The 26,331-nt window shown below is 41.1% G+C and carries 29 protein-coding genes and 1 pseudogene; 23 read left to right on the top strand and 7 right to left on the bottom strand.

Features of this window, described 5'->3' with window-relative positions:
- Positions 1-35 precede the first annotated feature (35 nt).
- From infB to BM375_RS01030, 4 genes are all read left to right on the top strand, one after another.
- A complete protein-coding gene (infB, locus tag BM375_RS01050; protein WP_093363307.1) occupies positions 36-3,074 on the top strand; it encodes a translation initiation factor IF-2 in 3,039 nt (1,012 codons plus the stop codon).
- A gap of 110 nt (positions 3,075-3,184) precedes the next feature.
- Complete coding sequence (locus tag BM375_RS01045; protein ID WP_093363306.1) at positions 3,185-4,228, top strand: ferredoxin--NADP reductase; 1,044 nt, start codon at positions 3,185-3,187, stop codon at positions 4,226-4,228.
- A 13-nt stretch (positions 4,229-4,241) separates the two neighbouring features.
- The gene (locus tag BM375_RS01040) at positions 4,242-4,721 is read left to right on the top strand and encodes a septal ring lytic transglycosylase RlpA family protein (RefSeq protein WP_170852553.1); all 480 of its coding nucleotides are present in this window, start codon (positions 4,242-4,244) and stop codon (positions 4,719-4,721) included.
- A gap of 869 nt (positions 4,722-5,590) precedes the next feature.
- Positions 5,591-7,804, top strand: a complete 2,214-nt coding sequence (locus BM375_RS01030) for an NADP-dependent isocitrate dehydrogenase (RefSeq protein WP_093363304.1) — start codon at positions 5,591-5,593, stop codon at positions 7,802-7,804.
- A gap of 306 nt (positions 7,805-8,110) precedes the next feature.
- Here BM375_RS01030 and BM375_RS01020 read toward each other — a convergent pair whose 3' ends face one another.
- The 3 genes from BM375_RS01020 to BM375_RS01010 all read right to left on the bottom strand — a co-directional run bounded on the left by BM375_RS01020 (position 8,111) and on the right by BM375_RS01010 (position 10,395).
- Positions 8,111-8,869: a murein L,D-transpeptidase catalytic domain family protein gene (locus BM375_RS01020; protein ID WP_093363302.1), complete on the bottom strand. Its 759-nt coding sequence runs from the start codon at positions 8,867-8,869 to the stop codon at positions 8,111-8,113.
- A gap of 72 nt (positions 8,870-8,941) precedes the next feature.
- Positions 8,942-9,973 (bottom strand): L,D-transpeptidase, encoded by a 1,032-nt coding sequence (locus BM375_RS01015; RefSeq protein WP_093363301.1) that lies wholly within the window; start codon positions 9,971-9,973, stop codon positions 8,942-8,944.
- Positions 9,974-10,053: 80 nt separating this feature from the next.
- A complete protein-coding gene (locus BM375_RS01010; RefSeq protein WP_093363300.1) occupies positions 10,054-10,395 on the bottom strand; it encodes an avidin-fold protein in 342 nt (113 codons plus the stop codon).
- A gap of 94 nt (positions 10,396-10,489) precedes the next feature.
- On the opposite strand from BM375_RS01010, the gene BM375_RS01005 reads away from it, so the two are divergent.
- The 11 genes and pseudogenes from BM375_RS01005 to BM375_RS16950 all read left to right on the top strand — a co-directional run bounded on the left by BM375_RS01005 (position 10,490) and on the right by BM375_RS16950 (position 19,102).
- Positions 10,490-11,323 (top strand): DUF6929 family protein, encoded by an 834-nt coding sequence (locus BM375_RS01005; RefSeq protein ID WP_139227470.1) that lies wholly within the window; start codon positions 10,490-10,492, stop codon positions 11,321-11,323.
- 259 nt (positions 11,324-11,582) lie between these two features.
- Positions 11,583-12,071 (top strand): Gfo/Idh/MocA family protein, encoded by a 489-nt coding sequence (locus BM375_RS17395; protein WP_244525787.1) that lies wholly within the window; start codon positions 11,583-11,585, stop codon positions 12,069-12,071.
- Positions 12,072-12,083: 12 nt separating this feature from the next.
- Positions 12,084-12,521: pseudogene (locus tag BM375_RS17390) on the top strand (Gfo/Idh/MocA family protein); the annotation flags it as partial.
- A 126-nt stretch (positions 12,522-12,647) separates the two neighbouring features.
- The gene (locus tag BM375_RS00995; RefSeq protein WP_093363298.1) at positions 12,648-13,790 is read left to right on the top strand and encodes an ATP-binding protein; all 1,143 of its coding nucleotides are present in this window, start codon (positions 12,648-12,650) and stop codon (positions 13,788-13,790) included.
- 530 nt (positions 13,791-14,320) lie between these two features.
- Positions 14,321-14,683 (top strand): DUF2200 domain-containing protein, encoded by a 363-nt coding sequence (locus BM375_RS00990; RefSeq protein ID WP_093363297.1) that lies wholly within the window; start codon positions 14,321-14,323, stop codon positions 14,681-14,683.
- A 13-nt stretch (positions 14,684-14,696) separates the two neighbouring features.
- Positions 14,697-15,128 (top strand): DUF1801 domain-containing protein, encoded by a 432-nt coding sequence (locus BM375_RS00985; RefSeq protein WP_093363296.1) that lies wholly within the window; start codon positions 14,697-14,699, stop codon positions 15,126-15,128.
- An 80-nt stretch (positions 15,129-15,208) separates the two neighbouring features.
- Positions 15,209-15,691 carry a DUF4199 domain-containing protein gene (locus BM375_RS00980; protein WP_093363295.1) on the top strand — a complete coding sequence of 161 codons (483 nt, stop codon included), beginning with the start codon at positions 15,209-15,211 and terminating at the stop codon, positions 15,689-15,691.
- An 86-nt stretch (positions 15,692-15,777) separates the two neighbouring features.
- On the top strand, positions 15,778-16,743 hold the full coding sequence (locus BM375_RS00975) for an AraC family transcriptional regulator (RefSeq protein ID WP_093363294.1): 966 nt from the start codon (positions 15,778-15,780) through the stop codon (positions 16,741-16,743).
- 627 nt (positions 16,744-17,370) lie between these two features.
- Positions 17,371-17,979 carry a hypothetical protein gene (locus BM375_RS00965; RefSeq protein ID WP_093363292.1) on the top strand — a complete coding sequence of 203 codons (609 nt, stop codon included), beginning with the start codon at positions 17,371-17,373 and terminating at the stop codon, positions 17,977-17,979.
- Positions 17,980-18,046: 67 nt separating this feature from the next.
- Positions 18,047-18,721 (top strand): hypothetical protein, encoded by a 675-nt coding sequence (locus tag BM375_RS00960; RefSeq protein WP_093363291.1) that lies wholly within the window; start codon positions 18,047-18,049, stop codon positions 18,719-18,721.
- 33 nt (positions 18,722-18,754) lie between these two features.
- Positions 18,755-19,102, top strand: a complete 348-nt coding sequence (locus BM375_RS16950; RefSeq protein WP_139227469.1) for a metallophosphoesterase — start codon at positions 18,755-18,757, stop codon at positions 19,100-19,102.
- A gap of 233 nt (positions 19,103-19,335) precedes the next feature.
- Here the strand turns inward: BM375_RS16950 and BM375_RS00950 are convergent, their stop codons facing one another.
- Positions 19,336-19,890, bottom strand: coding sequence for a nucleotidyl transferase AbiEii/AbiGii toxin family protein (locus BM375_RS00950; RefSeq protein WP_244525785.1), 555 nt, complete (start codon positions 19,888-19,890; stop codon positions 19,336-19,338).
- 5 nt (positions 19,891-19,895) lie between these two features.
- A complete protein-coding gene (locus tag BM375_RS00945; protein WP_093363289.1) occupies positions 19,896-20,387 on the bottom strand; it encodes a helix-turn-helix transcriptional regulator in 492 nt (163 codons plus the stop codon).
- A 121-nt stretch (positions 20,388-20,508) separates the two neighbouring features.
- Here BM375_RS00945 and BM375_RS17275 point away from each other — a divergent pair, with 121 nt between their 5' ends.
- Positions 20,509-21,087, top strand: a complete 579-nt coding sequence (locus tag BM375_RS17275; protein ID WP_093363288.1) for an ATP-binding protein — start codon at positions 20,509-20,511, stop codon at positions 21,085-21,087.
- A gap of 449 nt (positions 21,088-21,536) precedes the next feature.
- Entirely contained in the window at positions 21,537-21,974 is a 438-nt protein-coding gene (locus BM375_RS00935) for a DUF3276 family protein (protein ID WP_093363287.1), read from the top strand.
- A gap of 8 nt (positions 21,975-21,982) precedes the next feature.
- On the opposite strand, the gene BM375_RS00930 is transcribed toward BM375_RS00935, so the two are convergent.
- Complete coding sequence (locus tag BM375_RS00930) at positions 21,983-22,168, bottom strand: hypothetical protein (RefSeq protein WP_093363286.1); 186 nt, start codon at positions 22,166-22,168, stop codon at positions 21,983-21,985.
- A gap of 287 nt (positions 22,169-22,455) precedes the next feature.
- Here BM375_RS00930 and BM375_RS00925 point away from each other — a divergent pair, with 287 nt between their 5' ends.
- The 5 genes from BM375_RS00925 (at position 22,456) to BM375_RS00910 (ending at position 24,792) form a co-directional block, all read left to right on the top strand.
- Entirely contained in the window at positions 22,456-23,217 is a 762-nt protein-coding gene (locus BM375_RS00925; protein WP_093363559.1) for a hypothetical protein, read from the top strand.
- Complete coding sequence (locus BM375_RS00920; protein ID WP_244525784.1) at positions 23,217-23,627, top strand: DUF5675 family protein; 411 nt, start codon at positions 23,217-23,219, stop codon at positions 23,625-23,627. Before BM375_RS00925 ends, BM375_RS00920 begins: the two co-directional genes overlap by 1 nt.
- A gap of 44 nt (positions 23,628-23,671) precedes the next feature.
- Positions 23,672-23,866, top strand: coding sequence for a hypothetical protein (locus BM375_RS00915; RefSeq protein WP_244525783.1), 195 nt, complete (start codon positions 23,672-23,674; stop codon positions 23,864-23,866).
- Complete coding sequence (locus BM375_RS17090) at positions 23,859-24,029, top strand: hypothetical protein (RefSeq protein WP_170852552.1); 171 nt, start codon at positions 23,859-23,861, stop codon at positions 24,027-24,029. Before BM375_RS00915 ends, BM375_RS17090 begins: the two co-directional genes overlap by 8 nt.
- A gap of 64 nt (positions 24,030-24,093) precedes the next feature.
- On the top strand, positions 24,094-24,792 hold the full coding sequence (locus BM375_RS00910) for an AbiU2 domain-containing protein (protein ID WP_093363284.1): 699 nt from the start codon (positions 24,094-24,096) through the stop codon (positions 24,790-24,792).
- 444 nt (positions 24,793-25,236) lie between these two features.
- Here BM375_RS00910 and BM375_RS17085 read toward each other — a convergent pair whose 3' ends face one another.
- Positions 25,237-25,575: a hypothetical protein gene (locus BM375_RS17085; RefSeq protein ID WP_170852551.1), complete on the bottom strand. Its 339-nt coding sequence runs from the start codon at positions 25,573-25,575 to the stop codon at positions 25,237-25,239.
- Between the two features lie 42 nt (positions 25,576-25,617).
- Here BM375_RS17085 and BM375_RS00905 point away from each other — a divergent pair, with 42 nt between their 5' ends.
- Positions 25,618-25,848, top strand: coding sequence for a hypothetical protein (locus BM375_RS00905; RefSeq protein WP_139227467.1), 231 nt, complete (start codon positions 25,618-25,620; stop codon positions 25,846-25,848).
- Positions 25,849-26,331: the final 483 nt, after the last annotated feature.

Below are 26,331 nucleotides of genomic sequence, written 5' to 3'. Positions count from 1 at the left end.
TGTAAGACTATAATATAATAGAAGGTAAATAATAAATGACAGAAGGAAAGAGCATAAACTTGCTAAAAGCAGCAAAAGAACTTAACATTGGGATAGGTACGGCTGTTGACTTCTTAGGTAAGAAAGGCTTTGAAGTCGATTCAAAACCTAACACTAAGTTGTCAGCGGACATGTATGCTGTTCTATTAAAAGAATTTCAAGGAGACAAAATCGTCAAAGACGAAGCGAAGCAGATTGTTATCGGTAAAATTCGTCGCGAAGAGTCGGCTGCTGGAACAGGTGGTGCCAATCCTACTGAATTTAAAGAAGACTTCGTAGAAGACCGTCCTGCTGAGACACAAGAAATTCTTGTAAAAGATACTACTGCTCCAGAAACACCATCACCTATTGAAAAAGAGGTAAAGGAAGAAGCTCCGAAAAAAGAAGATAGCCCACTAAAAGTTGTGGGTAAGATCGATTTGGATAGCTTGAATAGAGGCAAAAGTAAAAAAACAGCAGAGCAGGCTCCTGTAGCACCTGTTGCAGAAGAGAAAAAAGAAGAAGAGGTAAAGCCTACTTCAAAACCTGTTAAAAAAGAAGAAATAAAACCAACTGAAGTTGTCGCAGAACCGAAAGTAGAAACACCGAAAGTTGCTGAGCCAGTAAAGGTTGAAAAAGTAGAAGAACAACAGGCAAAACCTGAAAAAGAACAACCTGTACAGGCTCCTGTAGAAGAATCCTCTTCTAAGGTGGAAGCCAAAAAAGAATCCGTGGAAAAAGTAAAACCTGAACCACAGCAAAAAGTAGTTGAAGCAGAGCCACAAGATGCTGTAATCCGTGCGCGTTCGGAAACGTTGGCGGGACCAAAAGTTGTTGGGAAAATCCAACTTCCTGTAGAACGTTCGAACAAACCGGTTGCGTCTTCGTCGAATGCTACTGGCAACGACAATAAGCGTAAGCGTAAAAGAACAAATAAAAACCCAAATAATCCTGTTAGCTCAAATACTACCGATGGTGGACAAAACAGAGGTGGTCAGGATAACAGAGGTGGGTTCAATAAAGGGGGCGGAGGCCAGCAAGGAAACCGTGCCGGCGGAGGTCATCACGCTAATCGCCCAGCTGGGGGTCGTCATGACCATAAAGGTAAAGGTCGCCAGCAGGAAACTCCGAAGGAAGAACCTTCAGAAAAAGAAATACAAGACCAAATCAAAGCTACTTTGGCTCGTTTGAGCGGAGCTGGTAAATCAGGTAAATTTGCACAGCGTGCTAAACTGCGCCGTCAAAAACGTGATGATATAGCCCTTTCAGCTGAAGAAGCAGCAATGGAAGAAGCAGCACAATCCAAAATCCTAAAAGTAACGGAATTCGTTACGGCCAATGAATTGGCAAACTTGATGGATGTACAGGTCACACAGATTATCTCGACCTGTATGAGTTTGGGTATGTTTGTGTCTATCAACCAACGTTTGGATGCTGAGACATTGACCATTGTAGCAGATGAATTTGGCTATCAAATAGAATTTATCAAACCGGAGGATGAAGAAGTCACTGAACTGGAAGAACCGGATACAGAAGAAAACTTAGTTCCTCGTGCACCTATCGTAACGGTGATGGGACACGTTGACCACGGTAAAACATCCTTGCTTGACTACATTCGTAAAGCGAATGTAACCAAAGGTGAAGCCGGAGGTATCACGCAGCACATCGGTGCCTACGCGGTGAAATTGGATGATGGTCGCCAGATTACGTTCTTAGATACCCCAGGTCACGAAGCCTTTACAGCGATGCGTGCCCGTGGTGCGAAGGTAACGGATATTGTTATTATCGTTATTGCAGCAGATGACGCGGTGATGCCACAAACAAGAGAGGCAATTAACCACGCGCAGGCAGCAGGCTCGCCGATTGTATTTGCCTTTACTAAGGTGGATAAACCGGGAGCAAATGCTGATAGAATCCGTGAGCAACTTTCTGCTATGAATATCTTGGTGGAAGATTGGGGCGGTAAATACCAAGCGCAGGAAATCTCGGCAAAAACAGGTGAAAACGTAGATCTTCTCTTAGAGAAAGTCTTGTTGGAAGCAGAATTATTGGAGCTGAAAGCCGATCCTAAAAAACGTGCTGTAGGTTCTGTAATTGAAGCAGCATTGGATAAAGGTCGTGGTATCGTGACAACGGTATTGGTACAAGGTGGTACATTACGTGTTGGTGATCCAATCTTGGCTGGTTCTCATTCCGGTAAAGTAAAAGCTTTGACCAATGAGCGTGGAGAGCGCGTGAAAGAGGCTGGCCCATCTGTTCCGGTACAGATCTTGGGTATGTCCGGTGCGCCAACGGCAGGTGATAAGTTGTATGTATTAGAAAGTGAATCCGAAGCACGTCAGGTTGCCAACAAACGCTTGCAATTACAGCGTGAGCAAGGTATGCGTGCTACGAAACATATTACTTTGGATGAAATCGGTCGTCGTTTGGCAATCGGTAACTTTAAAGAGCTTAACGTTATCGTGAAAGGTGATGTGGATGGTTCTATCGAGGCCTTGTCCGACTCTTTATTGAAACTGTCGACAGATGAAATCCAAGTGAACATTATCCACAAATCAGTGGGTGCTATTTCCGAGTCCGATGTATTGTTAGCTTCGGCTTCTGATGCGATTATTATCGGTTTCCAGGTTCGTCCTACACAAGGTGCAAGAAAACTGGCTGAGCAAGAGCAAATCGATGTTCGTCTGTACTCTATCATCTATGACGCTATCGAGGAATTGAAATCGGCTATGGAAGGTATGTTGGCACCTAAATTCGAAGAGAAAATTGTTGCCGAAGTGGAAATTCGCGAGACATTCAAGATTTCCAAGGTCGGAACAATTGCCGGATGTATGGTTCGTGAAGGTAAAATCAACCGTAATAACGATATTCGCGTAATCCGTGAGGGTGTTGTTATCCATACCGGTAAGCTGGCTTCCTTAAAACGTTTCAAAGACGATGTGAAAGAGGTCGCACAAGGTTACGAATGTGGTTTGAATATTGACCGCTTTAACGATATACAAGTAGGTGATATTGTGGAAGCATACGAACAAGTAGAAGTAAAACGTAAATTGTAGTGAGATGCGCGTATTGAGATACGAGATAGTAGACATCTGAACTTAGATAGTAGAGATCCCGGCAGTAGCTTATTGCCGGGATTTTTAATTTTTATTTTTTACTTTAGTATATGTACAAATTTGAGATTACCGACATTTTATATCAACCCAATGACAATGTTACGATTAGCTTTAAAGATTTGTCAGGGAACTATCCAAAACCTAAGGCCGGTCAATTTTTAACTTTATCCTTTACATTTGGCGAACGGGAAGTAAGACGTTCGTATTCCTTTAGTTCTTCGCCAGCGGTAGATGAGCCCTTGGCAATTACGGTAAAACGGGTCGATAATGGTGAGATTTCACGTTTGCTGCACCATAAAGTCAAAGTAGGAGATACTATTGATGTATTAGAACCGCAAGGCTTATTTTATTACGAACCTGAGCAGGAGGCCGAGCGTACGATATTCCTTTTTGCTGCAGGCGTAGGAATTACACCGCTTTATGCGATGCTTAAGACCGCTTTGGTTGCTGAAAAGAAAACTAAAATCGTTTTGGTTTATAGCAATGGTTCTAAGGAACGCACATTGTTTTATGAGGAACTTAACGCATGGCAAACGAAGTATCCCGAACGCTTGGAAATTGTGTGGATATTCTCCAATTCCAAAAATCTGCTTCATGCCCGTCTAAACCGGGAATACCTTATCCGTATTGTACAACAACATTTGCCGGAAAATAGAGCAGCTATATTTTATACCTGTGGTCCTGTGTTTTATATGGATTTGGTGCGCTTTACCTTATTAGGTATGGGATTTCCGGATACGGATATCCGCAAAGAAACTTTTCATTTTCCAGAAGAGGAAGAAGACGATGATGAAAGGGAAGAAGAAGAGGTGGATATGAGTGCTTATGATATTACATTAAAATTTCAAGGAGAAACCTATCCATTAACCATTCCTTATAATAAGACCGTGCTGGATGTGGGACTAGAGCATAAGATTAAGTTACCTTATTCCTGCAAATCTGGGATGTGCAGCACCTGTATGTCGCAATGTACAGTCGGTTCTGTGCGTATGGATTATAACGAGGTGCTGACTGACAGGGAAGTAGAAAACGGTCGCTGTCTGATCTGTGTGTCTCACCCTTTAGAAGAGGGGACTGTAATAGAAGTTATGTAAAAAAAACTATAAAATGGTAGAAGTTGAATTGACAAAACCAACAGAAGAGAAGCAGATATTGAAAAAAGAGCTGGTTGGTAAGGTTCTAATCTTTTTTTTAGGTGTTTTGCTTCTTGCAGGGTGTTCACCAAGACTACGCACAACTGGTGGGGAAATGCGAGAGAGAGGAAACGCTTCTTATTATGGAGATAAATTTCACGGAAGAGCAACGGCTAGTGGCGAACGGTTCAATCAAAATGCTTTGACCGCCGCACATAGGACGCTCCCTTTTGGCACCAAGGTGACCGTAACGAACCTGAAGAATGGCAAGAAGGTGGTTGTGAAGATTAACGATAGAGGACCGTTCTCTAAATCAAGAGTGATCGACCTATCTAAAGAGGCTGCTAAAAAAATAGGGATGATTCAAGCAGGAATTGTACCTGTGGAATTACAATATAACAAAGGAAGAGCTTCTGTGGGTAAAAAAATCAAGACGAAGAAAATACGAAAGTAAAATTTGTAATTGATTACTGATTATAATAAAAATATACCGAGGATTTATTTCGACAATTGTCGATTCTTCCCATCCCACAGCCTTTCCGTCCCTCGCCGGGACAAGGCATTCCTTTTTGTAGGGCAAAAAGGAATCAAAAACCCTTTGTCCCATCCGAGGTGGCCTCTCGCACAATTCCATCCCACACAAAGGAAATACCTCACAAGGCTGAAACAACTGTCCGAAGCTTTTTGGATAGCTTCGGACAATAGTTTCCATGCCTTTCCCCTCCCCACACTCCCTTGGTATTTCCATTGTCTTTCCGCCACTTGGATGGAACGGAGAAACGCTTTAGCGCCTTTGCCGTGTGTACTCAAACCTATTCGCACCCCCCGTTTTATTGAAGACTTCCGAAGTTTGCCAAACTTCGGAAGTCTAAACTGTACTCGCACAAACCACTCTTTAACAGAAAGTGTCGCCTTAAACTATTCTCGATGCAGGATAAGTGCGGGGATGTGGGACGCATCAAAAGTTTTGACCATGTAGGAAGATGTTTTTTTGCACTCTCCATCTGGTCAAAGCTTTTCCGCGACGATTTTTGGGTACTTTTTCTAAAAAAGTACCATGCCTGTCCGGCATAGAGGACAAAAGCTAACTAATAAAATCCTCCATTTTACCTCAACACAAATCCCATTAAAAAAATTATAGAACATTTAACCTGTTTAGTGAATGAAAATAATGACGAGTTTTCGATGATTTTATCTTACTCCTGTATCTCACTTCCATTTTTATCTTCAATTCCGTATCTTTAGGCAAATTTTAAAATTAGCGTATGCAACGCGCGCGCTGATTTATTCATTGAACATTAAGAAATATTTCAATAGAAAACTATGTCATCCAAAATCATTTACACTAAAACAGATGAAGCGCCTCTGTTGGCGACCTATTCGTTTTTACCTATTGTACAGGCCTTTGCTAAGACTGCTGATATTGATGTTGAATTAAAAGATATTTCCTTAGCCGGACGTATCTTGGCCAACTTTAATGACTACCTATCGCCGGAACAACAGACGGTAGATGCCTTGGCTGAATTAGGACAATTGGCTACAACCCCAGAAGCAAATATCATCAAATTGCCCAATATTTCGGCGTCTATTCCGCAGTTGAAAGCCGCGATTGCTGAATTACAGAAAGCAGGCTATAACGTGCCAAACTATCCGGATAGCCCGGAGAACGAGGACGAAGAAACTATTAAAACGACTTACGCAAAAGTATTAGGCTCAGCAGTAAATCCTGTTTTGCGTGAAGGTAACTCAGATCGTAGAGCGCCAAAAGCAGTTAAAAACTACGCCAAAGCTAACCCACACAGCATGGGTGCCTGGTCTGCAGATAGCAAAACCGAGGTAGCTTCCATGAGTGAAGGAGATTTTTATGGTACAGAGAAATCAATCACTGTAGAAGGCGATACGCAATTCAAAATTGAGTTTGTGGGTGCAGATGGCTCAGTTAAAGAATTGAAAGGCTTAGCCAACTTAAAAGCAGGCGAGGTAATCGATTCATCCGTTATGAGCGTATCAAAGCTAAAAGATTTTGTTGCGCAGGCTATTCAAGAGGCAAAAGAAGCAGGCGTATTGTTGTCTGCACACTTGAAGGCTACCATGATGAAAGTTTCCGACCCTATTATCTTTGGAGCAATTGTAGAAGTGTATTTCAAAGATGTTTTTGCTCAATATGGAGCGCTTTTCAAAGAGCTTGGTATCAATAAAAATAACGGTTTGGGTGAGGTTTATGCGAAAATTGCAGGGCATGCCAAAGAAGCTGAAGTCAAAGCTGCTATCGAAGCTGCCATCGAGAATGGTCCTGATCTGGCAATGGTCAATTCTGATAAAGGTATTACCAACTTGCATGTACCTTCAGATGTTATCGTTGATGCATCTATGCCAGCTATGATTCGTACATCCGGACAGATGTGGAACAAAGAAGGTAAGCAGCAGGACACTATTGCTATTATTCCTGACCGTTGCTATGCAGGTGTATACGCTACGGTAATTGCTGACTGTAAAGCCAACGGAGCTTACGATCCTAAAACGATGGGTTCAGTACCTAACGTGGGATTGATGGCGCAGAAAGCCGAGGAATACGGATCACACGATAAAACTTTCCAAGCGACGGCTAAAGGTACTATCCGTGTGGTAGATGCTACAGGCAATGTATTTATGGAGCAAGCAGTAGAAGAGGGAGATATCTTCCGCATGTGCCAAACCAAAGATGCACCTATCCAAGATTGGGTTAAATTGGCCGTTAACCGTGCTCGTTTATCCGATACACCTGCAGTATTCTGGTTGGATGAAAACCGTGCGCATGACCGAGAGATTATCAAAAAAGTAAATAAATACCTTCCAGCGTTTGATACAACTGGTTTAGATATTCGCATTCTGTCACCAGTTGAGGCTACGCAATTCTCAATTGACCGTATCCGCAAAGGTGAGGATACTATCTCCGTAACAGGAAACGTATTGCGTGATTATTTAACGGATTTATTCCCGATTTTAGAATTAGGAACATCCGCGAAAATGCTTTCTATTGTGCCTTTGATGAATGGTGGTGGATTGTTTGAAACGGGTGCTGGTGGTTCTGCGCCTAAGCACGTAGAACAGTTTGTAACGGAAGGTTACTTACGTTGGGATTCGTTGGGTGAATTCTTGGCACTGCAAGCGTCTTTAGAACATTTAGCGCAGACGCAAAACAATGTGAAAGCACAAGTGTTGGCTGATGCATTGGATGAAGCGAACGCATTGTTCTTAGCGAATGATAAATCGCCAGCACGCCGTGTAGGTCAGATTGATAACCGTGGGTCGCATTTTTACTTAACGCTGTACTGGGCACAGGAATTGGCAAAACAAACCAAAGACGCAGATCTTGCAGCTAAATTCAAAGGTTTAGCCGATACACTTACAGCTGCTGAAGCGAAAATCAACGAGGAGCTGATTGGAGCACAAGGTAAAGCGCAAGAGATTGGTGGATATTATTTCCCGAAAGATGAATTAGCTACTAAAGCTATGCGTCCTTCGGAAACTTTAAATAATGCTATCGCTTCATTGTAAGGTATAGCGTTTATATAAAAAATCCCGATGTGGTAGCATCGGGATTTTTTATATCCTGTAGGGGTTGTCTAGAGAGCTAAACATCATCGTCATTGCGAGGTAACGAAGTCCCGCCTGAGGCGGGAATGATGTCAAAAACGCAGATTGCTTTGTCGCTACGCTTCTCGCAATGACGCGTTTTTGCGGTTTACGAACCTTTTTAGATACCTTCTTCTTTTTGTCATCTCGCCATAGCCGAGGCATAGTTAAAGACTATATAGTAATATGATATTCGGAACAGATCCCTCGTATCTTCGGTATGACAATTTAATTCAATTGACTATTTTCATCCAGGTCATCATGCTGTGCCAATAAACCGCGTGAAGCTGGACTTAAGATTTTCGTTTTGGCAGCATATTGAGCGTTATTCGCATAGATGTATAATAATGTGCCATCTTTAATGGTATTGATGATGGGCTTGGTTACGTTGCGAGGTAGGGCAGGACATCCGTAGCTTCTTCCTAACCTCCCTGTAGACCGGATAACGTCCTCACTACAATAATCAGCACCGTGAATAACGACAGCCCTCGCTTTTGCCTGATCATTGATTCCCTTTTCCAATCCTTCCAACCGCAAAGAATAGCCATTACCTCCTTGATAGGTATTTTCCGTATAATAAAATCCTAATGAGCTTTGAAAAGAACCATGGCGATTGGAAAACGAGGTCGCATATTTTTCACCTGAATTCCTACCATGCGATACAATGGTATGGTAAAGCACTTTTTGGTTTTTCATATCAATGACTACCATTCTTTTATCCGTAGAAGGTAAGGTGAAGTCAATAACCGTCAGAATATTTTTGTTCTTGGGGTTGAGTGTATAATAGCCCTGCAACGCTTCTTCAAAAGCTTCAAACTTGAGCATATTAGCCAATTGAAGCTTTTCGTATAATGTCTCTGCAGGGGATTTTTCTACTTTAGGTTTGAGGGGTGTTTCTTTGTTTTCAGTTGAAGTTTTGGAGCTTAAATGAGAAGGTACATAGCTTAAGAATAACGAAGTCAGAACAACCAATAATAAAACGCGCATAATCACAAAATCTTTAATCCAAGTGCAAAGTTAGTAATAATTTGATTGTTAAAATGTTAAATTACCTAAAAATCAGTCAATAACAATAACCAAAGCATTGAAAGTCTTGCCCCAATCGTAGAAAAACTTGGAATGCGAGGACGCATTTCGGACACACATATGCGAACGGGGAATAGTACCCAAAGACCAACTGGTCTCAATAATGGCAGCATTCGGATTGTTGGTAGGAATACCGTGGATATATGCACCGTTGGTAAATCGACTTGCATAGGGAGCGTAACCTGCAATGTCGCTTGTGCCGTCTTTCAGGTAGTACATTTTTGATTTTTTCTCCTGTACTACGAACATACCTGTGGGTGTTTCATGTGCGTAAGGTGGTTTGTGTACACCTGTTGTGGCTTTGTTCATACTGCGTATTGCCCATTCCGATTCGGTTATCCGTTCTACGGTCATGATGTTTTGGTTCGTTACGTCCACAAATGCTATCCGATGAAAGGTAACGCTGTCGCCAATAGTTTTCACATAGCGTTTTGGGATATCCCATTTTCCTTCAAAGGAGACTCCTTCTACACGTACCATATCAATCGTATCACTGCTCAAAAGCTTGACCAATGAACCATCAGGTCCATAGAGGGTAGGTTGTTCTTTCTCATCTACAATGTATAGGGGGATAGACTGGTAACGCTCTGTTCCTAAAGTATCGCTAACACGTTTATACGCATTCCGCTTAAATGTTTTCACCAGCGGAGCCTCCTTGTTTTTATTCTTGTGGTTTTGGAGCACGGCGTAGGTAGCAGGCTGCTGCTGGAAGTTCTCTACGAAAGCCAGATATTCCTTGATTTTTTCCATTTGGAATACACGAACCGTATCCTCGTAGGGATAGCTTTCCTCCAAAGTATATTTATCATAAGATAAATCCTTGGTCAGTTTAATATCCGATGCCGTTTTTGGCTTTACTCTTTTTGCCTCCTTTTCTGCTTCCTTTATTTTTTGGAGAGAGTCTTGTCGATTCTGCTCTGCAGCAGAGTCATCGCTGGTGTTTTTTTGTGTACTTTGGCATGCCAAGAACATCAGGCAGCCCAGGAATAAGGTCAATTTATGCATGAATTATTCTATAATACGTTTATTGTATAGCTAAAGATATGCAAAATAATAAACTACAAAGTATATAAAATGGACAATTTTTATTCCATCTCCTCAATAATCGAAGTGCCGGAAGAACAATCACCGGAAGTCCATTGCCATTGTTCATGTAGTCTTATTTTTCCATTGGGCAATACTTCAGGTGTTGATTGACACCTGCCGGTCATTAATTGGCCTTCTTTGTTCATCTGATGATAACGTATATCAATATGCCCTTGTTCATCTACCAGCCCTAGGAGATGCCCACAAACGATTTTTCCACCCGCATAATGAGCTGTAATAATATTGTTTTCTTGTTTGTAATGAAAGATAGTTTCGGACGAGGTTTCACCGTTGTCAGTATTGCTTACCGCTATGAAGCGCCTATTATCGTAATTTATCATATCCGTTGTAGTTATTAATAAGAGCAAGATGCTAAAAATTGAGGGAATTTTGTTGATTTGTTTACTTTTGTTGGGAATAAATGATCTTTCAAAAATGAAGTTTATCTTGGAATTTTTTGTGCTGATAACAGGATTAGGCGCAGCATCGGGTTTGTCTTATAAGGACGATAAGCTCTATATCGTATCGGACAATAGCAACTATCTCTATGAATACCATATTCCGTCGCATAAGTTGGACAGGCATTTGCTGCTGGATATGGATGGGCAGAATGAACAGGTGCAAAAGAAAGATAAGCTTGATATAGAGGCTATAGCTATGCATCAGGAAGGTATCTATCTTCTATTTTCCTCGGGGTCGAAACCTAACCGGAGCTTAGTGTTTGATGTAAATCCAGATGACCTTTCTTATATCGGTAAAAATGAGAATAAGGAAACGTATGGTAATCTACGTGAGCATTTGCATATTGGAGAAGATGATTTTAATATAGAAGGTGCTGTTTTTTATGACAATGGGCTATTGTTGTTCAACCGAGGAAATGGACCAAACGAGATGAATGGTATCATTAAGCTCGTAGAGAAAGATGGGAAAACGATACCGACCTTTATTCCGATAAAGCTACCGGAAATTAATGGTCAAACGGCCGGTTTTACGGATGCTACATTGGTGGAGGACAAAATTTATTTCTTAGCGGCAGCGGAAGGAGGAAATTCCAGTTATGAAGATGGGAAGGTGAGTGGCTCGCAGATCGGTATAATCAATGCGGGTGATCTGACCTTGGAAAAAACCGAAACTATATCAGACAAGCATAAATTTGAAGGGATTACGCTGTACCATTCCACCGCAGAAGAACATATCTTTTTGCTTTGCGATGATCCGGATAATGATGTGCATGAAAGCACAATCTATCAATTGAAAGTGAAAAGGTAAGGGTGGGGTTGTCAGGGCAAACGCAACTTATTTTTTTAATAAAACCTCCACATTATGAAAGTGGAGAATTAGAATCCGAGGTTGTTTTCCTAAAAGGAAAGGAGCATGGAGAGAGGATACTTAAAATTGCATACTCGTTTCAAACGAGTACGAGAAGGAATTGGATTCCTAAATCTACAATTACCTGCTGAAATATCTTTCAATAACAACCTATCTCTTCTTACTTTTTACTTATCACTTTAACCCTTATATTTATCCTATGATAAGATGGGGTATGATCGGTGCCGGAGATGTCACGGAGGTGAAAAGTGGCCCGGCATTCAATAAAATCGAACAATCCGCATTAGTGGCGGTGATGCGCCGTGATGCACAGAAAGCTGCGGACTATGCCGAGCGGCATAGGGTGCCATATTGGTATACTGATGCCGACGAGCTGTTGCGTGATGACTCGTTGAATGCCATATATATTGCCACACCACCGTATGCACACCTGGACTATGCCGAGAGGGCACTGAAGAGGGGCAAGATGGTGTATGTCGAAAAGCCTATGGTCATGAACCAAGAGGAAGCCAAAGCATTGGTTGAACTGGTGGAGCAATATAACGGGAAACTCGTGGTCGCTCACTACCGTCGGGAAATGCCTTATTTTTTGAAAATAAAAGAACTCCTGCAATCCAAGATCATCGGTGAATCCAAGATGGTACGATTGGTCACTGCAAAAAAGAAAATGACCGATCAGGAAACCTAGCGAACCGACCCTACGATTTCGGGCGGAGGGCTTTTTCATGATCTGGCGCCTCATCAGATTGATTTGATGTTGTCATTGTTTGGTACTCCATTGCGTTATACAGGGGTGTCTGATTCTAGTGCAGACAAGGTGTCGGGGCAGATTCTTTTCGAAAAGGATGTACTATTCGAAGGGAGTTGGTTCTTTGATACGGCCTATGATGCTGATTGCTGTGAGATATATGGAGTGAACGGGAAAATAACGTTTTCTTTTTTTGACAATAGCCCTATTGTCGTAGAGACAGCAAATGGCAGTGATAGCTATGCTTTTCCTCTGCTACCACATGTGCAAGAACCTATGATTCGGAAGGTGGTGCAATACTTCTTGGGTAGGAGAGACAATCCTTGTGATGTCCGTGTAGGACAACTGGGGATTCAGATTATGGATAGCTTTACGATTGAGACAGATTAAACCCACCGCGGATTGGTTTTGTTGAGACCCTCTGTGGCGGGTCGATATATGTTGTTGAGCTGGAATTTATTCCAGAGAGGCGATGTTTTTCTTGCTAATTAGGAATTGGATTCCTAGATTTACAAAATGATTCGTCGTGAACTGTCAAAAAAGGTAGAGGAACTATTGGATAAATATCCAATAATAGCTATTACCGGGCCGAGGCAATCGGGCAAAACCACCTTGTCCAAAATAATCAGACCGGATTACAAATATGTTAATCTGGAGCATTTAGCAGATCGTGAATTTGCAAAAAACGATCCCCTAGCTTTTTTACAAAAATATAGTGACGGGGCTATTATTGATGAAATCCAGAATGTACCTGAACTGTTTTCGTACTTGCAAGTCGTCACCGATGAACGTAAGATTAATGGAGAGTACATCATTACGGGTTCACAAAACTTTTTGATGATGGAGCAGATCTCACAATCTCTTGCAGGTCGGGTTTCTTTGTTTACGCTATTGCCATTTTCGATGAACGAGCTTAAAAACACGGATTATGCTCCGCAAAAATGGGAAGAATATGCGCTTTCAGGATCCTATCCTCGAAAAATAACACAAGATATACCGGCTACAGATTATTATGATAACTATATCAAAACGTATATAGAGCGTGATGTACGTTTGTTGAAAAATATTTCAAATCTCGACCTATTTCAGAAATTTATTCAATTATTGGCTGGCAGGGTTGGACAACTCTATAACCAGAGTAGTCTTGGCAATGAACTTGGGATTGATAATAAAACGGTCAATTCTTGGCTAACGGTATTGGAAACATCGTTTATAGCTTTTCGGTTGAAGCCTTTCCATACAAATTTGAGCAAGCGAATCGTTAAGACGCCAAAGATTTATTTTTATGATACTGGGATACTATGTTACCTGTTGGGTATTCGAAGTGTTGAAGATCTAGACTTGCATTTTGCCAAAGGGAGTATTTTTGAAAACTTGGTCATTGCCGAAATGTCCAAAAATAGCCTTAACACCGGTGCTAAAACAAATTTTTATTTTTGGAGGGATACCTCGGGCAATGAAGTAGATTTGATCGCTGAGACAGGCCTACAGCTTGATGCGATGGAAATAAAATCGGGCAAGACGATACAGTCAAGCTATTTCAAGGGCTTGGATTATATCCAAGGACTATATGAGAATATGCGTTTGCATTTGATATATGGAGGAGAAGAATCACAATCCCGAACAAAATATGAGATAAAATCTATCATGGAGTTGTAAATAGGGGCTTTGATTGCAGATAACTTTTTCATGAACTGGTGGGGTGCTACGTCTGTCCTTGGTCCGTCGCGATAGACTGTTGTGTAGAGGGAAGGATTTTTTTCAACGCTCTATCCATATAAACAAATACTTTATATTTAGTTAAGGCACCGAAGTTTCACAAACTTCGGAAGTCTTTAATAAAATGGTTGATCGCAGTATGTTTGAGTACACGCCGCAAAGGTGCGAGAGCGCTTCTCCGTTCCATCCAAGTGGCGGAAAGACAATGGAAATACCGGGGGCTGTGCAATCATCTATTCCATAAGAAAATAGACAATCATGGATAACTGACGACTTGTCCCGGCGAAGGACGGAAAGGCTGTGCGATGGGAAGAATCGACAATTGTCGAAATAAAACCTCCATTATACCTCAACACAAATCCCATTAAAAACAATTTATGATGTGTTAACCCTAATTGGATTACATATACAATGAATTTATGTAAGTTTGTTTTTATAATCAGTGCAACTAACTATAATCGATACGCCGTATGAAAGAAAATGAAAAACACAATGAACGGATAGCCAAGATGACGTTTGCGTCGGTATATCCGCATTATATCACTAAAGTGGAAAGTAAAGGAAGAACTATAGCGGAGTTACATGAAGTGATAGAATGGCTTACAGGGTTTGATGAGCAAAAACTCCAAGAGCTTATTGATGAGAAAGTAACTTTTGAAACATTCTTTGAGCGTGCAACCTTAAACCCCAATGTCGATCTGATAACAGGCGTGATCTGTGGTTATCGGATAGAAGAAATTGAAAATCCATTGACGAGAAAAACCCGCTATCTGGATAAGCTGATTGACGAATTGGCTAAGGGCAGGAAGATGGAAAAGATTTTAAGGCAATAATCAATGTGAGATTATGGCTAAGACAACATACACAGGGCAGGACGTAAGTGAATTTTTAAATTCCTTCGTAGAAAATGAACACAAAAAAGCGGATAGTTTTCAATTGATCGACCTATTGACAGCATGGTCTGGCTTTGAAGCTAAAATGTGGGGACCATCCATTATCGGCTTTGGGAATTACCATTATAAATATGCGAGTGGCCATGAAGGCGATGCGCCGATTTTAGGGTTTTCCCCTAGAAAGGCTGCATTTTCTCTTTATATTTATTCTCCAACGGATAGGAGTAAGGAGATATTACCGACTCTTGGTAAGGTTAAAATAAGCAAGGCCTGCATTTATATGAAAAAGCTTGCTGATATTGATATTGACGTTTTGCAAGAACTCTGCATCGAAACCATAAAGTATATTGCTGAACATGATGAATGTGGTTGCAGAACGGAGTGAAATCCAGAACGTATAACATGTAAAGATTATAGCAATCAACTCGCTATTGAATTAAACTAACCTAAATAATATATCAGACTATGAAAAATGTAAAAATAGAAATCAAATGGGCAATCTTTTTTGCCATAATGACCTTACTTTGGATGTTGTTGGAAAATCTATGTGGATTGCATGGGAAATACATCGATTACCATCTTTATTTGACGAACCTGTTTGCTATTCCGGCTATTTGGTTCATGGTTTTGGCACTCAAAGATAAAAAGAGGAACTTTTATCATGGGAAAATGGGTTATAAGCAGGGATTGGTTTCGGGAATTATCCTTTCGGCCTTTATAGCATTATTAAGTCCTTTAACGCAATGGGTTATTTCTTACGTCATTACACCGGAGTATTTTCCCAATGTTATCAAGCGTTCAGTAGAGATCGGGTATTATAAAACCACAGCGGAAGCCGAAGCAAATTTTAATTTTAAAAACTACGCCATCAATTCGACCATTTTTGCATTTGTTTTTGGTGTGATTACCACAGCTATTGCCATGATTTTTATACGAACAAGAAGATGATTTTTTGTTGGAAATACGAAAAGCCTAAATCCTACCTATTCAGCTAAAAAATTCCTATCTTAGGTTATCAATTACCACCAGGGATTATGTCGCAGCATATTTTCAACTTATGGAAAGAGGCTTCTTCCTCAAAACCCATACGCCGGGATGCGTTTAGCAGCATGTATCTTGGTAGGTTGCAAAATGCCAAGAGACATACGCCTGGTGGACAACTTTCTGTCATAGAATACCAGATTCAGGATTTTGTTCTCTGTGAGTCCAAAGGAAGGCTTCAAGATGTGACCAGCCTTGCTCTGCTTTGTCCAGGCGATGATGTATTATGGTTTTGCTTTCAGTTTCAAGGAAAGACCGTATTTTCAACAGGGAGAGCAACAGAACCGGATAGCCTGTTTTCATTTACGACCAGCAGTAGTGTAACACAGTTTACCCTTTCGGCTGAAAAATACTGGGCGCTATTTCTCGGTCTCTCTGCAGCTTCCAAGCAACAGCTTCTGGCAGAGTTCCCATCGCTTCGCCATCATTTTGAAGAAGTAGAGGGAGAAGCATTACCTGCTGTTCCTATTTCCCGTCCCGACCGACGGTTATTAGAAGTTTTCTCCCAAATCACCATGGGCTCTTTTTCTACAGTCTACCACATCGGACATCTTTTCTTACAGTTGTACAGCAGCTATGTGCAGCGGGTGGAGGAGTATATGCAACGTATAAAAGAAGAACCCAACATTCAGCTTTATTACCGAGCTGTTGCCTTTATACGGGACAATTGTCAGGAGAAAATACTCAACCGTGAAACGATAGCTAAAGCACTCCATTGCTCCACACGGACACTTAGCCGTGTTTTTGAGGGTAGGCCGTTGTCTTTGAATGCTACCATTCTCACGGTCCGTCTGCACAAAGGGCGGGAACTGCTGGTTCGACGGGCCGATCTGTCAATCGATCAAATTGCAGGGATGTTGCATTTTTTTGATGCTAGCCACTTTATCACACAATATAAAAGGGTCTTCCATTGTACGCCTCGACAGGAACGTAAAATGCTTAAATCTAATAGTGGCTAACCATTCAAGTTGAGGGGTAAATATATCTCTCTTTTTTGGCAAAAAATGCGAGAGGGGATTTGCTGGACTCATAAACTCTTTCATTAGAACAGTTATCCTGTACAACGCAAACGTTAACATTTACAGCCAAAGCCCTATCTTTTTTGTTCGAGAAGTTAACGTGTATCTCATAAATGTTAAGGTTCATAAGAGAAATGCTATCTTTTCCATTGAAAACCTTAACGTGTAGGTCATATACGTTAACGTTTGCAAAAGAAACATTACCTTTTCTGTTTGAGAAGTCATCGTGTCTGTAGCAAAAGCTATGGAGTAGAAGGCAAACGTTATCTCTTTTGTCGGACACGTTAACGTTCACGACAAAAAAGATAACGTTTGCAACAGAAACTCTAGAGTTTGTTTATTGACATTTTAAGCTGTTATTCAAGCTAAAAACAGTGCTGAATATAGTTTAAAACCAGTTTTTTACCTTAATAATGCTCTTTAAAGCCACCTGAAAAATTGTAAAATCGTGCCAAAAGATTTTTTCGATATGCTGAATTTTGGCACATATTTACAATTTTTGACCGTTTTTCCAGCCCATCTTTGTGATAGTTAATTAAATATTTGTTTTACTTAAATGTCAAAAAAATGGCAAAACCAAATTTTAAAAGCACTGACGCAGCCGGGATGCTGCGCTATGCGGAGAGCATCTTATTAAAGATGACACAGAATGTAGATCTTTTTGCAAACCCTGTACCTGATCTACCCACGTTCGAAAGCTTGCTGAACACGTATAGGGAAGCTTATGCCGAAGCGAGTTTCAGAGACAAGCGCGCGGTGATCATCAAAGGGAAGGCCGGCAGGGAATTGCAGGAAGCTATCTACAGATTATCCCAGTATGTGGATTCCATCGCAAAGGGAGACGCTGAATTGATCGTGGCTGCGGGGTTCATTCCGAGCAGCCCTAAAACCAACCGTATCGGCAGGACACCACAGGCAGAAAATCTACGTATTGAGAATGTACAGGTGGGCACAGGCAAGCTCCGTGCTCGTGTCAAGGCTTGGAAACATGCGCGTCTCTACAGATATGAGTACCGTGTGAAAGGAACGGAAGAGTGGACTTCCATTCTCCATACCAAGTCGGTGCTGGAAATCCGTGATCTTGAAATGATGCAATTTTACGAATTTAGAGTAACGTATATCGGCACGGATACTGAACCGAACTACAGCGATATCATTACAGCTATTGCCGTATGATCCAAAGAAGGGGAAAGTCGCGCAATGGCTTTCCCCTTAATTAAAAATTCATTATTTTTATACTATCATGAAGAAGACAGAAACCAGATCCACCCCCCATCCATTGCGGACGATAATCCTGCGCTTTGACCCTGCCAAAGAGGCTCCGGAGTTTGAAACCTTAGCATTGGAATCTTTCCGGGAACTTCACGACCGCATGTGGGAAATCCAACAGCGTATCCAACAGGGTAGGAGACGGGCTTTTCCTTTTACACTGTTGATCGAAGATGCCGAGGAACTTTTTAGACAGGCTAAGGATAAGTTTAAGCACTTGAAGGTGATGATACCTGAAAATCCGGAGAAAGAAACGGTGTGGGCACAGCTTAAGGATCTTCTGTCTAAAATCAATGAGCATTTGCTGGGATTCATAGATGAACTGATAAACGAGACAGAAGCATTCTATGCGTATGACGACTATATTTTCGAATACGACCAATGGATGAACGATGTGGCATTTCCGCAGTTCGACGAGGTGTTCAAAAGATACGAGGAGTGTGCCGTAGACATGGTATCCTTTGACCGTGACCTGGATGACTTCAAAGGTGTGCTAAGTGCCGTCAAGCGGCAGGAATCGAAATACTACGACATGATGAATGAGGCAATCGAACACTATTCAGAACTGAATGAAGAAATGGCGAATCTGTTCGAGGAAGTAGAAGATTTCGATCCCGAACTTCTGGGAGATGACTTAGATTCAAAGTGAAATGGTTCTTATTACCCATCATGGAATGATGATATCACCTATCTCAATGATTCCGGCGTAGAAATAGAGGGTATCAACATATGGGGATCACCTATCACATCGTGGTTTAACGACTGGGCATTTAATCGGAATCGAGGGGGTGAAATAAAGAAACATTGGAATTTGATTCCCGATGATACCGATATATTAATCACGCATGGTCCGCCCTTTGGTATTTTGGATGAAACCGTTTACGGAAAACGGACAGGGGGCGAAGAGTTATTATTGCGTGTTTATCAAGTAAAACCTAAATACCATATATTCGGACATATCCATGAGGATCACGGCAGTTTTACTAAGGGTGAAACCACGTTTATAAATAATAGTATTTTGGATGATTAGTATGAGATGAGGAATAAGCCAGTGGAGGTAAGTGTTTAAGCAATAGTTCAAATTGCAAATTAAATAGAGCTACACAAATACAATTTAAAACTTAAAAGACATAGGTAGACATGTCTGTATCAGATTATTAGAATGTGTTTTGGTATTGTTCAACAGCCTCGACAATATCTTCTTTTATAAACTCCCAGTATTTGCCTCGTAAACATACGGGATCAAATTCATCGTCCGCCAACCTAAAATCTGTAAAGCTTTTTTAAAATGAGGGCAGCGTCATGCGTGTAAGGGTAGCGATGTTGATGTAATGCTATCGTAGCCTGGATATCGTGATTAGTCAACAGCTCATGTAGATCCCAAAAGTCTTTCTTTCGGCCAACCCGTTGAACGACATCGACCTTCATGGCAATAATCTCCTCTATCGTGGCCAATCTAATGCCGTCTACTACCAAGGCAGGCTGTATGAACGAATCGGTATAAAAAATATCTAACTTGACGACATTGTCCTTATCTGTACCAATAGTATAAGACTTGCCCATGGCTGGATTAAGCCCGGAGTAATGATTATGGAATAGAAATGTATTTTCTATAAAATCATCGATCTCTTCAAAATCAATACTGCCATATGGTGCGTCAGTGAATAAGTCAATATCCACTGATATACGATGACCGATCTGCAGACTTAAAGCAGTACCACCAACCAGTCGAAATTGCTTCAATGTGGCGCAATTCATTAAAGTCATCACCGAATCTTTCAATAAATCCGTAACGGTACCATAAAATAAACTGCTCATCCCTATTAATTTGGTTTATAAATGGTGTATGGAGTTCTGGCTTTAGACTCTTCTAAAGCCTGCCTTACTTTTTCTACGCCATAAAAACGCGTTATCTCTCCTTTCTCATCTTCGTTGCCACGTTCAAAGACACGTTGGATAACCGCACGGTACTGCTTCTGCCAATCTATCTTGTTGATATCCGTATCCCAAAAAAGTGATGTACTGAGAACGGACATATCTGGCGTGGGTTGAATTTCTTTTTCTTTGACCTTTTGGATATCGTAATAAGCCTGTAGAATGACCAATGTACCTTCTTCCAAACCTAGTTCCCTCTCAATTTTTAATGCCAGGGCTGTACTAAGCCCGCGTTTGCCTTTGGTTATAGCATTAAACGTCTGTGGATGTTCGTCTAAAGACAATGCAAAGGGACGCTGCTTAATCGCCCGCTTTTTCAATTCGCGTTCAAGAACAATTCCCGGATGTATGCCTTTATATTTTTCGAATCGCTTAATCATAGAATAAATATAAACATTTTTGTTTATATAAATGTAAGTTTATGAATTTGGAGATCCTTACTCACGGAATTCAAATGACCGTTTTGAGTTATCCAATGCTGTTTATCATAAAAGTTATGATTTGGGAAGTCCTATTGAAGTACAGGTCTGGCCGGATAAGATTGAAGTATTAAGTTACCCTGGACCCGTTCCCCCTGTAGATGCGCATGTTGTACGCACTCAACGCAGAATTGTTGCTAGAGAATATCGTAATCGACGGATCGGAGATTTTCTAAAAGAATTAGAGCTGACGGAAGGTAGAGGCACTGGGTTCCCTGCTATTTATGATGCTATGGAGAAAAATGGCTCTCCGGATCCTATCTTTGAAACTGATCAAGACCGGAACTACTTTTTAGCCACTCTACCTGCTCACCAAGGAATTAGTAACGGAGTTAGTAACGGAGCTACGGTGTTGTCGTTTAACACCTTAGATGATTTGATACAATTTAGTAACGGAGCTAGTAACGGAGCTGGAAAATCGGCACATACTATACTAAGTGAAAGTATTCATGATCGAGTTCAGGAAATGTTATCTATACTTTCTAATCACAAGCAGGTTAAGGAGTACGTCTTATTTTACAATACCGAAAGAAGGCACAAATCACTAGGAAGGATAACACCCGATGAAAAGTTCTATCAGGAAATTAAAAATGTATCGTAATTATATCTTAGTTTAGTAAAAAGTTGTCCAACAAATAGGGAGTATCATAATCAATAGGTCAATCTTTTTTAAAGTTGCAATTAATAAGCATTTAGTGAAAAAATCATTATAAACTAAAACAAAACACCCAAAACTGGGTGTAGTTTTGGGTGTTAATCTTGTAAAATACTGATTTACAGACTGTTCTGTGGAGCCGGAGGGTGTAGAACTTTCTCCGTAACTCACTGATAGTATATCGTTTATAAGCATCACTTTTACGAGGTCTCGCTAGGGTCTCGCAAAAACTGTCAACCTATATTCCCTATTTCCTTTTGCTATACAAATATACGAAATGAACCTGTAATTTAAATGAATAACTATCATTATTTGAGGTTGTTAGGTGTATTTATTTTGAATATGTTTATTAAATTTGAAAAGATAACCGTGTTGTATATGCTAAATCTATACTAATGGACAATAACGAACTATTCACTGATAAAGTCACTAAAGGAAACCGGACTTATTTCTTTGATGTAAAGAGATCAGAAAATGGAAGCCTATATCTTTCCGTTTCGGAAAGTAAGCGCACTGACGATGGCTTCGAAAAATACAATATATTGATCTTTGAAGAGGATATCAAAGACTTCAAAAAGGCATTTAATCGGGCTATCAAAAAACTGGAAAAGCTGACCGATCCGGAAAGTGAAAGAAAAAGCTATACTTTAGACGATATCCGTGAACAGCATCCACAAGCTTATCGACCATGGTCGACCGAAGACGATGAAAAACTGGAGGCTTTGTTTTGTGAAGGAAAGACTGTCAAGGAACTGGCTAATATTTTCGAAAGGAAAGAAGGTGCTATTACATCACGGATCAAGAAGCTGGAGTTGAGGGAGAAATATAGTTGATCGATTGTCTAAATCACCGTCTTTATCTGCTCTTTATCCAAACCTAAATATTCACAGACTTCCTCCATGCTAAGCAATTGGTGTGCTTGTTTGCCACGTATTCTTTTAATGGTATTATAAATACGCAGGCTCTGCCGGTAGCTCTTGCCGGTGATACGTGCTATATCCTTCGGATAAATACAGATTCTTCTCATTTCTATACTTTATGTACGCTTTATCTACCCGATTGATATTAAGATAAGGTAGCGCAGCTGTTCATCATTCTGATGCCCAACTTGGTAACAAGTTGGCATAAAGTTGAGGTGGAATCTTTGGTTTTCTTTGTTGCAATTTACGAAATATTCTTAGGAAGTATTTGACCATGATGGTCTATTAACGCCATTTGGTACGCCGGTCCTTTTATGAGGGCTTTATTATCACAAATTTTAACCTGTTATCACTGATTAGCTGCAGCAAAGGTGAGTTTAAAAGTGAGTGTGATATGGCAAGACAATCAGGTATTATTAAATTGAAGGGTACTATCGGGGATATTACCTTTTACAAGAGTAAGGATGGCTATTTGGCCAGACAAAAAGGAGGCGTCGATAAGGAACGTTTTCATAACGATCCGAAGTTTCAACGAACGAGAGAGAACGCCGCGGAATTTGCGCGAGCGGGCAAAGCGAGCAAGGCCTTGTGTACGGCAATCCGACCTGTGCTGAACAAAACGCAGGATTCGCGTATGATCTCACGCTTGGTGAAGTCCATGATGCAGGTGATCAAAGCGGACCAGGTTAGCAATCGCGGATTGCGAAATGTGTTGGATGGAGAGCTAATCCTGTTACAGGGGTTTGATTTCAACGGAAATGCCCGCTTGAGTGCGACGGTATATGCTCCATATACCACGACAATCGGTCGTGCAACCGGCGTGTTGGAGGTGAACGTGGCCAGTTTTGTCCCAGACAGTCAAATTGTAGCTCCGGGAGGCACGACGCATTTTCGTCTGATCTCTGCCGGTGTTGAAGTTGATTTTGAGAATGAAAATTTTGCGTTGGCACAAAGCTCTTCTGCAGAGATTGCGTTTGACAATACGGCTAGCGGAGCAATCAGCCTAAGCAACGATATCGGTGTGGAGGAATCTACAAAACCGTTGTTCTTGGTATTCGGGATTGAGTTCTTGCAACAAGTCAATGGAACATTCTACGCGTTGAACAATGGCGCATATAATGCATTGAGTTTGGTGTTGGTTGATACTGGTGTATAATGTTGGTGGTGAAATTGTTGCGGACGTACGGTGACCGAGGTACTAATGGTGAGATTTGGATTGGTGGTGACTTGGAGTGTTGTGCCATTGAATTGCCTTGGCGCGAAAACGTCCGTAACATTTCCTGTATTCCTGAAGGAACTTACCCATTGGCCAAGCGATACAGCAAACGATTTGGATGGCACATTCTGGTAAGAGATGTACCGATGCGAAGTGCCATTTTATTTCATCCGGCGAATAATGCAGAGAAAGAATTGCGTGGATGTATTGCGCCTGTTAGCGAGTTGACAGGGGACGGCAAAGGGATAAGATCAAGAGTCGCATTTGAAAAGTTGAAAGAGACTGTTTACGCTGCTTTGGATCAGGAACAGGAAGTTGTATTGGTTATTGAAAGAAAGGAGAACGTATGAATGTTTTAGAAAGAGCTCAGGCACCTACACCCAAATTTTTCAAGGTGCTGCGCAGTATAGGTTTGATCGTAGCGGCAGTTGGTGGCGCAATTGTCACGGCTCCAGTGGCACTCCCGGTTGCTGTGGTGACCGTCGGCGGTTATTTGACCGTGGCAGGTGGTGTGTTGTCTGCCATTAGCCAGATTACGGTAGTTGACAAAGATAAGCCGGAAGGTTCAAAGGAGGCTCCCGATGAATAAATCAGCAGTAGGTATGGGAACTTGCGGTGGTCTGTTGATGGGAATTTTTCCATCATTGCTTATTGGCGATATTTTCCGTACCGTTTTACTGGCAATTATTGGCGCGACGGTTAGTTTTTTTGTATCTTTACTACTCGCGCATTTGACGAAAAGGAAAAAATAAAGTTGTGGTGGCTTTATTCATTAGAAAGCTCGGCGATTGCCGGGCTTTTATTATTTTAGAGTATATGGAAAAAGAGTTTGATATTATACTGGGGAAAATTTACTTGCTTTATTATAAAGCGAAGATCTATTTAGGAGAGGCACATCTTATTCAAACTCCGAAAGGCTATTTAGAAAAATTTGACATAGATATGCCCTTTAAGTGTGATTTGGATATTTTAGATTATTTAGTTGGTCGAAGAACCTCGACTTATAGCACTCTTTCAAATAAGTGCTGGATCTTATTTGTACTAGAGATAACTAAAATTCTTTCGTATAGAGAGTCTTTTGGGATCGGTAAGCTCTATAATAAGATTCTTAATAGAAATATTGATACGGACATACAACTGGAATGCTTTAGGCCGATATTACAGCTAATCGATAACAAATGCCAAACTGGGATAGTTAATAAATTAATGTTTCTCCGTGACAAGCATTATGCCCATACTGATGCAGAAGTTGAGCAATTGACCAGTCAGTTATTCCCAACATATAATGAAGCATGGGATATGATGTTCGTTATTGAGCAGTTTTTGAGGGATATTTACGGTCAGAAAGACTCAGATGTCGATTTAGAAATCAATAGGCATTTTCACGGTTACCTAAGAGAATTTAGGAGGACTTATGAATATTTTAAAACGATACAAGATCCTATCGAGAAGATGCTTTTACGAAATCGTTTTGATAATGAGAAAAGTCAAGCATATTTTGAATCCCAAGAATAGATTCATTCCAAAAGAAAAAAAAGAAAAAAAGAAAGTGGTTCTTCAATGATCGGTTGGCTAATAAAGCAAGGTTTTTCCAAAAAATACTATCCAGAGGATGGAGATTTTTTGGAAAAGCTCGTCCTTGACCTTGCTGTTTAGCCATCTGGCATTATCTTACTTTCCTTTTTTGATTTTTTATGTGCCGTTATATTTAGTGTCTGAAGTTTTTTAATCGCAAACTTAATTCTTCTGCTAACGGCTGGTAGCTGGCTGCAATGAGCGTAGCGGATTGCGGACCAGCTACCAAGCTTCGCGAGCCGCCTGCGAGTGGAGCGAGGGTGCCGAACCAAGAGGTACGAAGTACCGGGGGACGGCGTATGTAGGTGAGCTTGGCTGGCGATATTTTTGATGTTGTGGGTTTGTTGTGGGTACTCTCAAAAATGGTGACAGCCGAAAGCTCGCCTACACAAGGTGGACTAGGCATGCATAGGGAAAAGCAAGTGATGGAGGACTGAATGGTGCTGGATAACGTAGCCGATAATGAAGCTTAGCGTAATGAAGGCGCCCCGCAGGACAGCTCCATGGAAGGACGAAATCACTTGCCGGAGCAATCGACTGGCCATGCAAAAATATGACAATCTGCGTAGCAACCGAAGGGCGAATAGGCTCTACACTGTGTCGGGATTGTGAAGGGTGTGTAGTGCCTATCGGATTGGCGTTATTTTTTGCAAAAGGAGATTGCGACCTGTGCGTTGGCCTGCCTATGGCCACCGCAGCCCGAGCGACCTGCAGGCGAGCCAAACTCGAGGCGGCGGTGGATGGCGTGGTGCTACATGGAATGAAATGGAATACAGCTCCACGCCAGACAAAGTAGCCGCCTATGAGGAGGACGAACTGAACTGCATGGATGGTGACAATCTGCGCAGCACCCGAAGGGCAAATAGACGCTATCCCAATGCTTTTGGAATTGAGTACTCATGGATAGGGTCTATTTGGATTGGCGACATACTTGCTGAAGGAGGACGACGAATGCCTTATTTCCTTCCCTTTATTTACTATTCCGTTATAAACTGAGGATAACAGTGTCATTACCAATCGTGGTACGATAAGACCTAAAAATTGGGTCTTATCGTACCACAAAAGGTAAAAGAAAGAGTTGTTGTATTATAACAAAAAAAGCTAAAGAGATATAAACTATAGTATGGATCATAGCTGTAGGCTAGCATGTGCCTGCTTTTATTTTCCTGCCTCATCTTAAGGAAAATATATCTTCGCGACCTTTGAAATGTTGAGAAAATAGGTTATATCGGAAGAGGCAAGATCCACTCAGATGTATTTGAAAGTTATAACTTCAAGATAACTAATTGGAATTCAAAAAATGAGTATTTTTCTGTAATTTTAGCATGATTGAAAAGTAAATAAATCAATATTCTATGCTTGTTTGCGCTAAACAAGAGGTACGTATTGTTTATCAACGTGTTATAGAATCGGTAAACAGTTGGTTGTTGAAAAAAACAAGACAACTAAAGTTTTGTAAAACAGCACTTTATCTTAAAA

Origin of the sequence: Sphingobacterium wenxiniae (genome assembly GCF_900116225.1) — a bacterium.
GTDB lineage: Bacteria > Bacteroidota > Bacteroidia > Sphingobacteriales > Sphingobacteriaceae > Sphingobacterium > Sphingobacterium wenxiniae.
The sequence above is the reverse complement of the archived record's forward strand: the minus strand, read 5'-3'. Positions and strand labels throughout refer to the sequence as shown.